We start from the raw sequence: 15,646 nt of genomic DNA, 5'->3' as shown, positions 1-15,646 counted from the left end.
TCGCTTTTTTGGCTGATTTATATTAAAATAGTAATGACCTTAATAGAGCGAGATGAATATGAACAAAGAGATAGGCGTCGGAAGGGCGCATAGTAAAATTATCTTAATTGGAGAGCATGCGGTGGTTTATGGTTATCCGGCTATTGCTTTGCCACTCCATCATATCGAAGTGATCTGCCAGATCATCCCGGCAGACAGTCCATGGATTTTGTTTGAAGATGACACCTTGTCCATGGCAGTTTTTGCGTCTCTTGAGCACCTCGGGATTCGCGAGGCCCGGATTCGCTGTCGCATTCAGTCCATGGTACCGGAAAAACGGGGGATGGGATCATCTGCAGCAGTGAGTATCGCAGCTATTCGTGCCGTTTTTGACTATTATCAAGAGAAGCTGAATGATGAGACCTTAGAAATCCTGGTCAATCGAGCAGAAACCATTGCCCATATGAATCCAAGTGGGCTCGATGCCAAGACTTGTTTGAGCGATCAAGCCATTAAATTTATCCGAAATGTCGGCTTTTACCCGCTGGAGCTGGGTATAAAAGCGAGCTTGGTGATTGCGGATACGGGAATTCACGGCAATACCCGTGAGGCGATCCAAAAGGTTGAAGCCAAAGGGCAGGAAGTTTTGTCCCATTTCCATGAGATTGGTCAGTTGACCCAGCAGGTGGAAGAGGCTCTGAAAATGAATGATCTAACGAGCCTAGGACAGGCTCTGACTACTTGCCATGACCACTTGAGAGCCGTCGGTGTCAGCTGTGTTGAAGCAGACCATTTGGTCGCTGTTGCCCTTGAAAACGGGGCCTTAGGCGCTAAAATGAGCGGGGGTGGTCTTGGAGGCTGTGTGATTGCCCTCGTCAAGGATTCTCGTGAAGCAGCAACCATTGCCCATGCATTAGAAAAAGAAGGAGCGCACCATACATGGATCGAAAACCTGTAAAGGCTAAGTCCTATGCCAATATCGCGATTATCAAATACTGGGGAAAAGAAGATGCCAAACAGATGGTCCCTTCGACCAGTTCGATTTCGTTGACCTTAGAGAATATGTATACAGAGACGAGTCTCTCTCCCTTGCCAGCAGATGCGACTATGCATGAATTTTACATCGATGGGGAATTCCAAAATCCAGCTGAGCAAGCCAAAATTGGAGCTGTGATTGATAGCTTGAAGCCAGCAGATGAAGTAGGATTTGTTCGGGTGGATACCAGCAACAACATGCCAACCGCAGCAGGCTTGTCCTCTAGCTCGAGCGGGCTCTCTGCTCTCGTCAAGGCTTGCAATCAGTACTATGATTTGGGCTTGAGTCAGGAGGAATTAGCTCAAAAAGCCAAGTTTGCTTCGGGATCTTCTTCTCGGTCTTTCTTTGGTCCCTTAGCAGCCTGGGACAAAGAAAGTGGAGAGATTTATAAGGTCCAAACAGACCTGAAACTCGCGATGATCATGCTGGTTCTCAATGACAAGCAAAAGCCCGTTTCCAGTCGGGAAGGGATGAAACGCTGCATGGAGACCTCGACTAATTTCAAAGAATGGATCGAAGAGTCTCGACAAGATTACAAGGACATGCTGGACTATCTAGCTACCAATGATTTTGAACAGGTCGGTCAGTTGACAGAGCGCAATGCCCTTGCTATGCATGCGACGACTAGAACAGCCACTCCAGCCTTTAGCTACTTGACAGAAGAAAGCCACAAAGCTATGGACTTTGTCCGTGAGCTTCGCGCTGCAGGCCATGCTTGTTACTTTACTATGGATGCAGGGCCAAATGTTAAAGTCCTCTGTTTAGAAGAAGACTTGGATCAGCTGGTGCCTTTATTTGACGCCCGCTATCGGACCATCGTGTCTAAGACAAAGGACCCTCAAGATGAAGACTAAGTATCAGGTACAGACTGGAGGCAAGCTCTATCTAGCTGGAGAATACGCAGTGCTAACGCCTGGCTATGGAGCCGTGATTCAGTTTATTCCCATTTATCTGTCAGCTACTATCCAAGAAGCAACAGCTTACCAGTTAGCCTCAGATCTCTTTGGTTATCAGGTGGATTTGACCCCAAATAAGGACTACGCCTTGATTCAAGAGACCATTCAGCTCATGGAAGAGTGGCTGAAAGATCAGGGGATAGCCCCTAAACCCTTTGATCTTCACCTTAGGGGAACATTGGGCGAAGAGGGGAAAAAGTATGGGATTGGTTCCAGCGGAAGTGTGGTCTTGCTCGTGATCAAGGCCATGGCCGCTCTGTATGAACTAGACTTAAGTCCAGATCTGCTCTTTCGACTAGCAGCAGTGGTCTTGGTGCAAAGAGGGGACAATGGTTCCATGGGCGATTTGGCTTGTATTGCTTACGAGGAGTTGATTTATTACCAATCCTTTGATCGAGCTTGGTTGCATGAAGTCTTGACTTCTCAGCCCCTGTCACAAGTTTTAGACCTGGATTGGGACTACCAGATCTGCTCGATCCAGCCAGCCATCTCTTATGATTTTCTGGTTGGTTGGACCAAGGAACCAGCGATTTCAAGTGATTTGATCCGCCAGGTCAAGGGGGCGATCAAGGAAAATTTTCTTCAGGAGAGCCAGAGCGCAGTGAAGAATCTTGAAAAAGGCCTCCGTGAAGGGAACCAAAAAGAAATTGAGACCAGTATCAAACGTGCGGATAAGAACCTAAAGTCTTTGAACCCTTTGATCTATACCCCAGCTCTGAAAGTTCTGCAAGAAGCGACAGAGGGTCTTTCTGCCTGTGCTAAATCTAGTGGTGCTGGAGGAGGCGACTGTGGAATCGCCCTTAGTTTTGACCCAGTTGAGACTCAGACCTTGATAGACCGCTGGAAGGAAAAGAATATTGAAGTCATTTACCAAGAAAGGATGGGAGATTCGTGAGCGAAAATCGAAAAGACCAGCATATTCGCTATGCCTTGGAGCAAAGCTCCTCCTATAATAGCTTTGATGAGATCGAGCTGATTCACCGATCCCTCCCCCTTGTTGATCTAGCGGAGATTGATCTAACAACCCATTTCGCAGGGCGTGATTGGGAAGTTCCTTTTTATATCAATGCCATGACAGGTGGGAGTAAACGGGCCAAAGAGATCAATCAAAAGTTAGCAGCAGTAGCCGAAGCCTGTGGGATTCTCTTTGTGACCGGCTCTTACAGCGCGGCACTGAAGGATCCAAGCGATCAATCGTATGCGGTCAAAAAAGACCATCCTCATCTTCTTTTAGCAACCAACATTGGCATCGATAAAGAGCCAGATTTGGGCTTGCGAACAGTGGAAGAGCTACAACCCCTCTTTCTTCAAGTCCATGTGAATCTGATGCAAGAGCTGCTCATGCCTGAAGGGGAGCGGATTTTCCACACTTGGAAAGACCATCTCAAGAGCTATGGGCAGGGCTTTCCTGTACCTGTAGTCCTGAAGGAAGTCGGCTTTGGTATGGATCCCAAAACAGTTCAGGCTGCGCTAGATGCTGGGATCAAAACCGTCGATATTTCTGGTCGTGGTGGCACTAGTTTTGCCTATATTGAGAATCGTCGTGGTGGCAATCGCGCTTATCTGGATGATTGGGGACAATCAACTGCGCAGTGTCTCTTACAGTTACAGGATCAGATAGATCAGGTGGAGGTCCTCGCAAGTGGGGGCATTCGTCATCCCCTTGATATGGTCAAGGCCTTGGTCCTTGGAGCACGTGGCGTAGGACTTTCCCGCGTTTTTCTTGAGATGGTAGAGACTAAGAGCATTGAAGAAGTGATCGCCCTTGTCCAAGGCTGGAAAGAAGATCTCAGATTGCTCCTTTGTGCGCTCGGTTGTCAGAACCTGAAAGAGCTCCGTGAAGTTGACTATCTCCTCTATGGAAAATTGTGGCAAGCAAATCAACAGAGAAAATGAAAGAGAGTGGGACAGAAATCGGTAATTCGTTAGAATTCGATTTAGTCGTCCCACCTCCGCACAGTTGAGTAGGGCTGTAAAAGCTGATGAAATCAGCGTAGTAGAGCCCACTCAACTACTGCGTCTTGCTCGACAATCCAAAAATAATTGAGAGGCTAGTACTTTTGTCCCAGCCTCTTGATGTTTGATAGAATAACTGTAAAATGCAGTGGTTGGTTGCTCAAAGCACTGCTAAGAGGTGACCGATTGCACTTGCGAGCAAGTTTGCTAAGTCTTAGTTTATTTTTTATGCTCCAAAGATGACCGATGGTGATGAAAAAAATGTTTCCTTTATCTGCAACCTTCAACAGTCTCCCAGACTATTGGAGCTATGTGGAGGAAAAAAGTGAAAAGGTTTTGGAAACCTTTTTTATTTTACGGAGTTCTTCCCCACTTCTTCTTTTTTTGTGACGGTTATATCATCAAAATTCTGATAATTTACGAATCGTTTACGGTTGCTGGAATCGCTTGCAAAATAGGCTTGTAAAAGAGTATACTAAATAAGGAAAAACATTTTTAAAAAGGAGTTTAGGATGAAGAAGCACTATTTTCGATCAGCTGTAGCAGCCTTGCTTCCGCTTTTGTTGATTGCTCAACCTGTTGAGGCTTGTACAGGGTTCATCATCGGGAAGAAACTGACTGCCGACGGTTCGACCTTGGTAGGGCGTACCGAAGATTTAGAACCCAACCATAATAAAAATTTTGTGGTCAGAGAGCGTGTCTACAATAAAAAAGGAGCCATTTTTGAGGATGCCGCCAACGGTTTTCAATATCCCTTGCCAGAGATTAGCTATAAGTATACAGCAGTCCCAGATGTCACCCCAGATCAGGGAATTTTTGACGAAGCAGGATTCAATGAATATGGGGTTTCCATTTCTGCGACTGTATCTGCTTCAGCAAATGACAAGATCCAAAAAGTGGATCCCTATGTCAAGGATGGTTTGGCAGAATCCGGCTTAACCAGCATTGTTCTCCCAAGTGTGAAAACCGCAAGAGAAGGGGTTGAACTCATTGCTAAAATCGTCGAAGAAAAAGGCGCTGCAGAAGGAAATATTGTGACCATTGCCGATAAAGAAGGTGTCTGGTATATGGAAATCCTATCCGGTCACCAATATGCGGCCATTCTCTTCCCAGAAGATCGCTTTGCAGTCTTTCCAAATACTTTCTTCTTAGGCCATGTTGATTTATCGGATACAGAGCGTACGATTGCCTCAAAAGATCTTGAAAAAGTCGCCAAAGAAGCCAATAGCTATAAGGAAGTGGATGGAAAATTCCATGTTTCTCAATCCTATAATCCGCCTTTGCAAGAAGCGGATCGTTCGCGGGTTTGGTCGGGGATCAAATCTCTAGACCCAAGCTCTCCTGTTAAATATGATGATGCGTCCTTTGACCTTCTTCATACAACCGATCGGAAATTAACTCTCCGCGATGCCATGAATCTCCAACGCAATCGTTTGGAAGGAACCAAATACAAACCACTGGATCAAATGGAGCTAGATGGAAAAGGCATCCCGAAAAAAGGAGAGTTTGATGCAGTTTATAAATACCCGATTTCCAATCCAAATGTCATGGAGGCCCATATTTTCCAACTGAAAGATGAAGTTCCAGCGAGTGCTGGAGGAGGAACCATGTGGCTATCGATGGGCAGTCCGCGGAATGCTCCTTACCTACCGTACTATGGCAATATTCTCAACACCTATCAAGCCTACCAAGAATTAGGCGATCATTACAATGACCGCTCCTGGTATTGGACCATTTCAAGAATCAATGACCTTGTAGCCAAGTATCCTGATTTATTCGAAGATGGGGCGATTCGTACTGAAATGGAACGATTGGAATCTCAGTGGATGGTTGAACAAGATCTGAGTGATCAGGAACAAATTGCCCTTGCTTCTCAGCCTGAAGAAGCGAGTAAGAAGGCAACAGAGGAAGGAATAGCGAGAGCTGAGAAAACCTTTGAACGCTTGCAAGAAATTAGAAAAGAAGCAGAACAAAAGGTAGCAGATGAACACGGAAAAAGTGCTCTGCAAGATCTAGATGATGAAGAAGATGCTGCTTATGAAGAGAAAATTGATCTGGTTGATTTTGACTATGATTACATTTTAGCAGCAGGCTTGTTCGGAGCAACCCTTCTAGCGATTGTGATCTACCTGATTCGCTCAAAGAAACAAAAGGGAGGAAAACAAGATGACTAAAATTCAAAGAGCCTCAATCTATCTTTTTCTACTGTTTGCAGGAATTGGCTTGGAGTTTGAACTCGGTCATCTTTCTCAACAAGAATTTAGCCAGTCTGCCGGCAGAGATTTGGTCTTAAACTTGTCTGTCTTAGCTGCTATTATTATCCCGCTCTATCTCTTTTCAAAACGATTGGCCAAGCAGTTGACTGTCCCAACTTATGTCTTATGGATTGCCATGTTTGGAGGAGCCTTCGTAGCAGGCTGGTTGAGCTTTTCAGGCAATAGCTTAATTGATATTATGAATAGCCATGTGATCAAGGATGCCACTGTCTTTAACAAGTGGACCGATGCCTTGACAGCCCCATTTTCAGAGGAATTCTTTAAGGCTCTGGTTGCCTTTTGGGTTGTCTTGATGGTTGGCAAGAAAGATCTAAAAGCAATTCTAATTGCAGGCTTGGGCTCTGGCTTTGGTTTTCAAATCATTGAGGATTTAGGGTACGTTGCCCGCCAAACCAAAATCAGTCAATTAGCCGCGGTTACTGAGGCCATTAACCGGATCTCTGGTGGATTAGCTTCACATGCCCTCTATACAGCTGTTGTATCCGTTGGTATCTTCCTCTTGTTGTCTCAAGTGACCCAGCAAAAGGAAAAACTCTTTGGGCTCTGGTGTGTTCTCTCGACAGTAGCCAATCACTTCTTATGGAACTCTCCGTTTTATGAAACAGACCATCGGATTAATCTTCTCGTCGGACTGCTCTTTGCCGTCCAAGTAGGGACTTTTATCGAAGTGGTGATCTATACCAAGAAACATCCCGAGTTGCCATTTTTAAAACAATAAGAAAAATTTTTCAAACACAAAAGAACTAAGACGTGGGTCTTAGTTCTCAAAGTGAAGATAAAATCATCTTAGAAACTTTCCTTAGGTGAAGACGGACGTCAGCGAACTTCGAAGAAGTTCCATGACTAATTATTGAGCCTAAGGTCTCAATAATTCCGAGTGCTAGAAACAAAAGTGTTTCTAGCACTTTTTTCACGGCGGAAAGTTTCATTATATTCTCGATTCATTTAAAAAATTAGAACTCATTTTTATTTCTTTGCAGGATCACTTGACTTAATTTACTAAAGAATTAGTTTGTCTTAGTTCTTTATTTTCTCAATTCTTGTAAGAGTGTTTGTGCCTTCTCTAAGTTAAAGGGTTTGTTTTCAAGGAGTTGGCTGACCAATCGGGGAACTTCCTCTTCCTTAGCTCCTGCTAGAAGGGCTAGGGAGCGTGCTTGAAGTTTCATATGTCCTGCTTGAATCCCTGTGGTGACAAGGGCTTTGAGGGCCGCTAAATTCTGCGCCAAACCGAGCGACGCAATGATACCTGCTAATTCAATAGCAGAAGGCTCTCCAAGCAAACGGTGGCTGACTTGAACCGTTGGGTTGAGGCCAATCGAGCCTCCTTTTGTCGCAACTGGCATTGGCAAGGTGATCTCTCCATAGAGTTTTTTCTCTTTCGGCTGACTTGTCCAGTGACTCAAGCCCTTGTAAGAACCACTTTGTGCAGCATAGGCATGGGCTCCTGCTTCGATGGCCCGCCAGTCATTACCTGTCGCAAGGACCAGGGCATCAATCCCGTTAAAAATTCCCTTGTTATGAGTAGCCGCACGGTAAGGATCCACTTGAGCCAGTTGGCTAGCTAGCTCCATCCGGTGGGCAATCTCAATGGCTTCATCAGGATTTCGACTCAGTGCTTTAAAATCGATGGCACACCGTGCACTCACTAAAGAGCGAGTAGCCAAGTTGGATAAAATTGCCATCAAGGCCTGACCACCAGAGAGTTCATGGATACGATCGGTCAGAGCTTCTAACATGGTATTGAGCATATTGGCCCCCATGGCTTCTTTGGGATCGACAGCCAAGTAGACAATAAGAAAGTCCCCCTTGTTTTCGACCCAAAGATCCCTTGCTCCACCTCCACGCTTGACGATCGAAGGATAGGCTTCATTAGCGAGCTGAAGAAGGGTTTTCTTGTCTTCTAGGATACGCTTGCTAGCAACTTCCATGTCTTCAACATCCGTCAGAGCGATCTCACCGATCATTTGCCGCTGGTGCACCTGGGTGGTGAAACCGCCTGAACGTTGAATGAGCTTGGCTGCAAAGCTGGCAGCCGCAACCACGGAAGGCTCTTCTGTGACCATGGGAAGTACATAGTCACGACCATTGATCAGGAAATAAGGAGCGAGGCTAAAAGGCAAGTCAAAAGTCGACAAGACATTTTCTGTCAATTGATCTGCAATAGAAAGGGGAAGTCCCTTTTGTTCTTTTAAGATCTGTGCTTCATCCCAAGTTAAGAGGCCTTCCTTCAGTAAGGCCTCTATGCGTTCTGTGGGAGAAAGTTTTGCAAAACCTGGTAATCGTGCCATTATTTTTCTACTTTCTGGTAAGTGCGTTGGTGTTCCTTGATCTCTGTCAAAGCAAAAGTTTGATGCGTAGCAGGCTCAAACACTTGATTGCCACTAGGATCTAGATCTACTTCCTCATAAAAGAGTCGTTCGTAGTCAGCAACACTAAGAACCGTACGTTGGTCCAGTTTTTCCATGCGTTTGTGATCTAAGAGTTGCTCAAAACCAGGAACGAGATTGGCACTAAAGATCTCAGAAACCGCTCCACTTCCATAGCTAAAGAGGGCGATTCGGTCCCCAGCTTTGAGTTGGGGGTCATTTTCCAGTAGTGACAGCAAGCCTAGGAAAAGAGATCCAGTGTAGATATTTCCCACGCGTTGGCTGTATAGAATCGATTGATCAAAGTTGTATTGTAATTGATCTTTTTTCTCTTCTGACACTGACTTATCCAGGATTTTTTTCAAGCCCTTGAGAGCTAATTTCGGATAAGGCAAGTGGAAACAGATAGCCGCAAAGTCTGTCAAGGCAAGGCCAGTCCGTTTCTGGTATTCCGCCCAGGTTGTTTTCAGAGAATCTAGATATTGTTGTGTTGAATAAATCCCATTCACGAAGGGAGTTGTCGCGTAATTTGGACGCCAAAAATCCATGACATCGCGTGTTTGGGCAACATTATCATCGTTAAAAGATAGAATACGAGGATTTTGGCTGATTAGCATGGCAACCGCTCCAGCCCCCTGTGTTGGTTCACCAGGAGTCCCAATTCCGTATTTAGCAATGTCACTGGCAATGACCAAGACCTTACTATGCGGGAATTTTTCAACATGGAGTTTAGCATAATCCAAAGCAGCAGTTGCAGCATAGCAAGCTTCTTTCATCTCAAAAGAGCGAGCGAAAGGCTGGATGTCTAGTAAGCCATGGACAAAAACAGCAGCGGCCTTACTCTGGTCAATCCCAGATTCCGTCGCAAGAATCACCATATCGATCGCTTGTTTATCTTCATCTGTCAAAATATCGTCTGCCGCAGTTGCAGCCAATGTGACGATGTCTTCTGTGATCGGTGCAACACTTTGTTCTTTTAAGAGAAGACCCTTGCTCAGTTTTTCGGGATCAGTATCACGAGCAGCAGCCAAATCTTCTAAACGCAAGACATAAGGGCTCGTCGCAAAACCAATCTTATCAATCCCAATTGTCATTCTTAACCTCTTTTTTATTTGATATCTACTAGTATATTTCGTTACTATTTTACCATATTTAAGGGTAAAACTCCCTTGAAAAAGCTAGATCAGCAAGGAAATCATACTCGGGACCGATTTTGCAATGTTTCAAAGAAAAAATAAAGAATCTATAAGAAAAAGCCATCCTCAGATGACTTTTCAACTCTTATGCTTGCTTATCCTTCTTAGGGTTGCTCATGATTCTTATGAAGAGTTCTTTGCATTTATCTCTTAGAACTTTTTCGTAGAAGACGAGTATAGCGATGTACACAATCAGAAAGTTCAAGGTCAGAAAGAACAAGTCAAATGAATTGCGTGCATAGTTAGTTGCTTCTAGATAGGAGTTGATTGCTCCTAAAATCCCCCAAGGAAGATACTTGATATACTTGTTTATCATCATACAGCACCTCACATACTTTAAAGGATTTGTTTTTTCACTATCATTGTACTCCTTTTAAGCGATAAAGCAAACGATTACATAGATAAAAATTAGAAAACCAATGCTAGTTGGCATTGGTCATTTTTCTTTTTTGATAGCGTTGGTAGGAATGGTAGAGTTTCAAGACGACAGATCCGCTAGCCATCCCGATGGAGATGACCAAGGCCAGAATAACCACCAGGGTCACGCTGGTTACTGCCTGTCGATATTGGCCACTAACAAAGAAGGAAGTGGTCCGATAGGAAATATATCCAGGAACCAAGGGGGCGAGAATGGACAACATAAAGACCACGACAGGTGTCTTGAGAATGATACTTAAAATCTGACTGATACAGGAGCCGACAATAGCTGCGATAAAGGTTGCTACGATAACATTGGTAGGACCTTTTAGAATATAGTATAGTAGCCAGATGCCCATCCCTAAGATTCCTCCAGGAATCAACATGGAGCGTTGCACATTTAGGACGATTAAAAAGGTGATGATGGCAATCAAACTAGCCACCGCTTGGATTAAAAATTCAGTTAGGTTCATGATTTTATTTCATAAGGACAAGGGCAACGGTTGTACCGGCACCAAGGGCAAGAGTAATGAGGAGAGTCTCAAAGAGTTTGCTCATCCCAGAGTTGAGGTGGTAATTCATCAGATCTCGGACGGCATTGGTCATAGCGATCCCAGGAACGAAGGGCATGACACAGCCTGCGATAATGAGATCGGTATTGGAAGGAAAACCACTATAGCGCGTCCAAATATGGGCTAAAAAGCCAAAGACAAAGGCTGCCGCAAAAGCAGTCGCAAAAGGAATGCGAACGTATTTCTCAACGACAAGAGAAAAAGCAAAGGCAAAGACAGTTGCAATGCCCGCTCCAATCGCATCATAGAAATTTCCACCAAACATGATGGAGAAGAAAGGCGCACTGAGGGTTGCTGCAATGGTCAACTGGAGATTGGTATAAGGAACACGCTTATTTTTTAACTCGCTCAGGGCCTGGTAAGCGTGCTCGAGATCCATCTCTCCAGAGACTAGTTGACGAGAGATCTGGTTGACGTCACAGACCTTCTCGATATTGTAATTAGTTCGCAAGATCCGTTTCATGCGCGTGACATTGGTGTTCTCAATTGAAAAGAAAATAGCGACTGGCATCGCTAAAACATTGCAATCGACGATTCCCTGTGAATGGGCGATCCGGATCATGGTATCTTCGACCCGGTGAATCTCAGAACCGCTCTCTATCAGGAGGGTTCCAGCTAACATCAGGACGTCGATCACTTGGTTGATCTGTTTTGACTCTTCCATAATATCCTTCTTACTAAATAATCTGTTTCTATTATAGCAAAAAAGGACGAGAGACAGAACTAAAATTTGACAATTCTAGTTTGTTTCTTATCCTTTCTGAATTCGTTTAGAATAGCTATTGTTTAGGCTTATCATTCGTTAACTCGGGTGGTGGTGTTGCACGGTGCTATCCTGGACGAGAAGGGTTGCTAAAAAGATCAGTGCAATCAGGATAAAGAGCCAAATAATAGCGAAAATAAATGTTAAAAACATAAGATCACCCCTTCTATCTTATTTACAGCTCTACTATAACACTTGGAGAAAGCGCTGTCAAACTCTATGTAGTAGGCTCTTAAACTCTTTCAAAATTCAGAATACTCTTGCGATGGGGATGAAAAAACCAGCCGTTTCCGACTGGTTTTTAAGACCTATTTGAATCTTAGTTCAAGGCATCATCCATTGAAAGAACTTCGTGGAAGACACGTTGTGTCAATTCAGTTTTTTGTTCTGGAGTGAGGTATTTAGTGTTTACACAGTATCCAGAGATACGAACGATAACGTCTTCACCTGACATGATCTTTTCGTAAACATCGTTCAAGTCCATAACGTTCAAGTTAACGTGTTGTCCACCGTTTTCGAAGTATCCATCAAGGATGGTTACCAAGTTATCAACTTGTTCGTCACGAGTTTTACCAAGAGCACGTGGTGAAACTTGAGTAGTGAGTGAGATACCATCAGCTGCATAACCAAAGTCAAGGCTAGCAAGTGAGTTCAAGTTTTGCAACCATCCACCTTTAGCTTTGTTAGATGGGTTAGCACCTGGTGAGAAGAATTCCAATTTAGACAAGTTCACAGAACCATCTTCGTTGAGGTATACTCCTTTGTGGACTGGTGAGTTACCAGTTTGTTTAGAGTAAGCAACGTTAGAAGTGATGGTAAGAAGTGAAACAGTTGCTTCAGCGTTCTTGTAAAGTTTGTGGCTGCGAAGACGAGTAGTGTAAGCTTCGATCAACCATTCTGCCAATTCGTTAGAACGTGGGTCATCTTCACCCCAACGTGGGTATTCACCAATTGTTTCATAATCGTAGATGTAGCCATCTTCGTCACGGATTGGTTTAACTGTAGCGTATTTGATTGCTGACAATGTATCAACAGTGTTGGCAAATCCACAGATACCGAATCCCATGTTAGCGCGTTGGTGAGTTGGCAAGAAGGCCATTTGAACAGCTTCGTAGTTGTACTTATCAGTCATGTAGTGGATGATGTTCAAAGCATCTACGTAAGTGTCTGTCAACCAGTCAAGAGATTTTTCGAAGTTTGCTTTAACAGATTCGAATTCAAGAACTTCATCACGGATTGGATCGATATCAAATACTTTGTAGTCTTTATGAACATCGTCGTAACCACCGTTCAAACCAGTAAGAAGAGCTTTAAGCACGTTAACACGAGCACCGAAGTATTGGATGTTGTGGCGTTGTTCTTCGTTTTCTGGGTCAAGTGGAGATACACAACATGAGATACAGCTCATTTCACCGTATCCGTCTTTCGCCATTGTTGTTACACCTTCGTATTGGATAGAAGAGTGTTTGTGGCTCATGTGCATACAGTAGCGACGGAAGCTATATGGCAATTTGTCAGTCCAAAGAACTGTCAAGTTTGGTTCTGGAGAGTTACCGATGTTGTCCAAAGTGTTCAAGAAACGGTAGTCCATCTTAGTAACACGGTGACGACCGTCGTTACCCATACCAGCCATAGAAGTTGTGATGAAGGTTGGGTCACCTGAGTACAATTGGTCGTAAGCTTTTGTACGAGCAAATTTAACAGTACGCAATTTCATAACGAAATCGTCAACGAATTCTTGGATTTCTGATTCAGTGTAAGTACCACGAGCCAAGTCACGTTCAGCGTAGATATCCAAAACGATTGGCACACGTCCAAGAGAAGTAGCAGCACCGTTGATCACACGGCAGACAGCCATGAAGGCGATGTTTGTCCATTGGATCGCTTCTTTTGTATCGAAGGCAGGACGACGCACGTCTACACCATAAAGGTCACCCAATTTAACAACTTCTTGAAGTGCTTGGTATTGAAGGTTTACTTCTTCACGAAGACGGATTGATTCTTCATCGATTTCAGTAATAGAGTTCCAGTCGTTTGCTTTTTCAGCCATCAAGTAGTCAGCACCATAAAGAGCCAAACGAGCATAAACCCCGATGATACGTCCACGAGAGTAAGCGTCTGGAAGACCAGTTACAGTGTGAGCGTGACGAGCACGACGGATGTTAGAAGTGTAAGCGCGGAAGATACCGTCGTTTACAGTTGTAACGTATTTTGTGAAGATTTCATGAACTGCTGGATCTGGTTCGTATCCATTTTCTTTCAAAGTAGTTTCCGCCATACGGATACCACCACGAGGCATGAAGTTCAATTTGAACAACTCATCATTTTGGATACCGAAGATGACTTCGTTTTCTTTGTCGATATATCCAGCTGCGATATCAGCGATAGATGTTGGACGGTTATCGTATGGGAAACGAGTTTCTTCGTAATGAGCTTTTGTTTCTTCAACAATCTTCTTGATGTGAAGAGAACGTTCAGTTGGACCAGCTAGGAAGCTTTCATCTCCATCATAAGGTGTATAGTTAGCTTGAACGAAGCGAGAAACGCTTGCTTTTTCTTTCCAATCTTCACCTTTGAAGCCTTCCCAGGCTTTGTCAAAAATATCTTGTGCTTCAACGACTGTTTTAACAACCATTTTTATTTTCCTCTATTGTCTTTCTAGCAACTATATCTGTTGCACTTACAATAGTAGTATACCACACAGAAACCGGTTACACAAAGGCAAATTGCGAAAAACAACAGATTCTTTTATAATACAGTTTCAACTCTTATGTGATACTGTACTACATTTTTGAAAACAAATACGGTTTTCCATCAATTTTCATGTTTTTAGGAAGGGCCGATTTTTGCAATTCTAAAATTTTCTTCTTATAATAGAAAAAAAGGAGGGTGAAAAATGCTGATATTCCCATTGGTGAATGATACGAGTCGCAAGATTATTCATATTGATATGGATGCATTTTTTGCTGCCGTCGAAGAAAGAGATAACCCTAGTTTAAAGGGGAAGCCTGTCGTAATTGGCCAGGATCCTCGTCAGTCAGGTGGGAGAGGTGTGGTCTCGACCTGTAACTATGAAGCACGGAAGTATGGCATTCATTCGGCCATGAGCTCCAAAGAAGCGCTGGACCTTTGTCCCCAAGCGATCTTTATCTCTGGAAATTATGAGAAATACCGAGAAGTGGGCGAGCAGGTTCGTGAGATTTTCAAGCGCTATACAGATCTGATCGAGCCTATGAGTATTGATGAAGCCTATCTAGATGTGACGGAAAATAAAATCCAGAGCAAATCAGCTGTCAAAATTGCTCGCTTGATTCAGCATGCGATCTGGGAAGAGCTGCATCTCACAGCTTCAGCGGGTGTCTCTTATAATAAGTTTTTGGCAAAGATGGCGAGTGACTATCAAAAACCCCGTGGCCTGACGGTGGTCTTGCCGGAGGATGCTGAGGATTTCCTGAGCCAGATGGACATTGCCAAATTTCACGGGGTAGGAAAGAAGACAGTAGAGCGCCTGCATGAGATGGGGGTCTATACTGGCGCGGATCTTTTAGCCATCCCTGAGATGACTTTGATTGATCGATTTGGGCGCTTTGGCTATGACCTCTTTCGTAAGGCGCGAGGGATTCACAATAGCCCTGTCAAGAGCCATCGTATCCGCAAGTCGATCGGAAAAGAGCGGACCTACCGCAAGCTCCTCTATGCTGAAGATGATATTTTAGAAGAAATTGCCAATCTGTCCAGTAAGGTAGCCCAATCGCTGGAAAAACATGGTAAGCAAGGAAAGACCTTGGTCTTAAAAGTGCGCTATGGAGACTTTACCACCTTGACTAAGCGTATCACCTTGACGGAGCCAACGCGAGATGCTGAGCGCATCAATCGTTCAGCGCGTCACATTTTTCAAGAAATCGAATCGATAAATACAGGAATCCGCCTCTTGGGTGTCACCATGACCAACTTTGTTGATCATACCGAGTTGCCTTTGGTGGAAGAAAAAGAAGACGACTAGTTTGTTCACTAGTCGCCTGAGATTGATGACAAAGTCATCTTAGAAACTTTCCTTAGGTGAGTACGGACGTCAGCGAACTTCTACGAAGTTCCATGACTTAGTTTTGAACCTAAAGTTTCAAAACTC

General features: G+C 44.1%; 13 protein-coding genes. 7 read left to right on the top strand and 6 right to left on the bottom strand.

Annotated elements, in window-relative coordinates:
- Positions 1-58 precede the first annotated feature (58 nt).
- The 6 genes from mvk (at position 59) to NMM13_RS02905 (ending at position 6,921) form a co-directional block, all read left to right on the top strand.
- Positions 59-937, top strand: a complete 879-nt coding sequence (gene mvk, locus NMM13_RS02930) for a mevalonate kinase (protein WP_254727519.1) — start codon at positions 59-61, stop codon at positions 935-937.
- Complete coding sequence (gene mvaD, locus NMM13_RS02925) at positions 919-1,869, top strand: diphosphomevalonate decarboxylase (RefSeq protein ID WP_254727516.1); 951 nt, start codon at positions 919-921, stop codon at positions 1,867-1,869. The genes mvk and mvaD overlap by 19 nt, the downstream gene beginning before the upstream one ends.
- Positions 1,859-2,866, top strand: a complete 1,008-nt coding sequence (locus tag NMM13_RS02920; RefSeq protein ID WP_003005421.1) for a phosphomevalonate kinase — start codon at positions 1,859-1,861, stop codon at positions 2,864-2,866. The genes mvaD and NMM13_RS02920 overlap by 11 nt, the downstream gene beginning before the upstream one ends.
- Positions 2,863-3,867, top strand: coding sequence for a type 2 isopentenyl-diphosphate Delta-isomerase (gene fni, locus NMM13_RS02915; protein ID WP_254727513.1), 1,005 nt, complete (start codon positions 2,863-2,865; stop codon positions 3,865-3,867). The genes NMM13_RS02920 and fni overlap by 4 nt, the downstream gene beginning before the upstream one ends.
- Positions 3,868-4,439: 572 nt before the next feature.
- Positions 4,440-6,101: a C69 family dipeptidase gene (locus NMM13_RS02910; RefSeq protein ID WP_254727510.1), complete on the top strand. Its 1,662-nt coding sequence runs from the start codon at positions 4,440-4,442 to the stop codon at positions 6,099-6,101.
- Entirely contained in the window at positions 6,094-6,921 is an 828-nt protein-coding gene (locus tag NMM13_RS02905) for a PrsW family glutamic-type intramembrane protease (protein ID WP_254727507.1), read from the top strand. The genes NMM13_RS02910 and NMM13_RS02905 overlap by 8 nt, the downstream gene beginning before the upstream one ends.
- Before the next feature lie 307 nt (positions 6,922-7,228).
- Here the strand turns inward: NMM13_RS02905 and NMM13_RS02900 are convergent, their stop codons facing one another.
- From NMM13_RS02900 to pflB, 6 genes are all read right to left on the bottom strand, one after another.
- Entirely contained in the window at positions 7,229-8,491 is a 1,263-nt protein-coding gene (locus NMM13_RS02900; protein WP_254727504.1) for a hydroxymethylglutaryl-CoA reductase, degradative, read from the bottom strand.
- Positions 8,491-9,663 carry a hydroxymethylglutaryl-CoA synthase gene (locus NMM13_RS02895; protein ID WP_254727501.1) on the bottom strand — a complete coding sequence of 391 codons (1,173 nt, stop codon included), beginning with the start codon at positions 9,661-9,663 and terminating at the stop codon, positions 8,491-8,493. Before NMM13_RS02895 ends, NMM13_RS02900 begins: the two co-directional genes overlap by 1 nt.
- Before the next feature lie 187 nt (positions 9,664-9,850).
- On the bottom strand, positions 9,851-10,081 hold the full coding sequence (locus tag NMM13_RS02890) for a hypothetical protein (RefSeq protein WP_070466599.1): 231 nt from the start codon (positions 10,079-10,081) through the stop codon (positions 9,851-9,853).
- Between the two features lie 106 nt (positions 10,082-10,187).
- The gene (locus NMM13_RS02885) at positions 10,188-10,655 is read right to left on the bottom strand and encodes a threonine/serine exporter family protein (RefSeq protein WP_031575574.1); all 468 of its coding nucleotides are present in this window, start codon (positions 10,653-10,655) and stop codon (positions 10,188-10,190) included.
- Between the two features lie 4 nt (positions 10,656-10,659).
- The gene (locus tag NMM13_RS02880) at positions 10,660-11,418 is read right to left on the bottom strand and encodes a threonine/serine exporter family protein (RefSeq protein WP_254727498.1); all 759 of its coding nucleotides are present in this window, start codon (positions 11,416-11,418) and stop codon (positions 10,660-10,662) included.
- Between the two features lie 418 nt (positions 11,419-11,836).
- Complete coding sequence (gene pflB, locus NMM13_RS02875) at positions 11,837-14,152, bottom strand: formate C-acetyltransferase (RefSeq protein WP_003013174.1); 2,316 nt, start codon at positions 14,150-14,152, stop codon at positions 11,837-11,839.
- A gap of 261 nt (positions 14,153-14,413) precedes the next feature.
- Here pflB and dinB point away from each other — a divergent pair, with 261 nt between their 5' ends.
- Positions 14,414-15,520, top strand: a complete 1,107-nt coding sequence (dinB, locus tag NMM13_RS02870) for a DNA polymerase IV (RefSeq protein ID WP_254727495.1) — start codon at positions 14,414-14,416, stop codon at positions 15,518-15,520.
- The last annotated feature ends 126 nt before the right edge of the window (positions 15,521-15,646 follow it).

This window comes from Streptococcus sp. CF8_St5-11, from assembly GCF_024295625.1.
Taxonomy (GTDB): Bacteria; Bacillota; Bacilli; order Lactobacillales; family Streptococcaceae; genus Streptococcus.
This window is presented reverse-complemented; position numbering and strand designations above follow the sequence as displayed.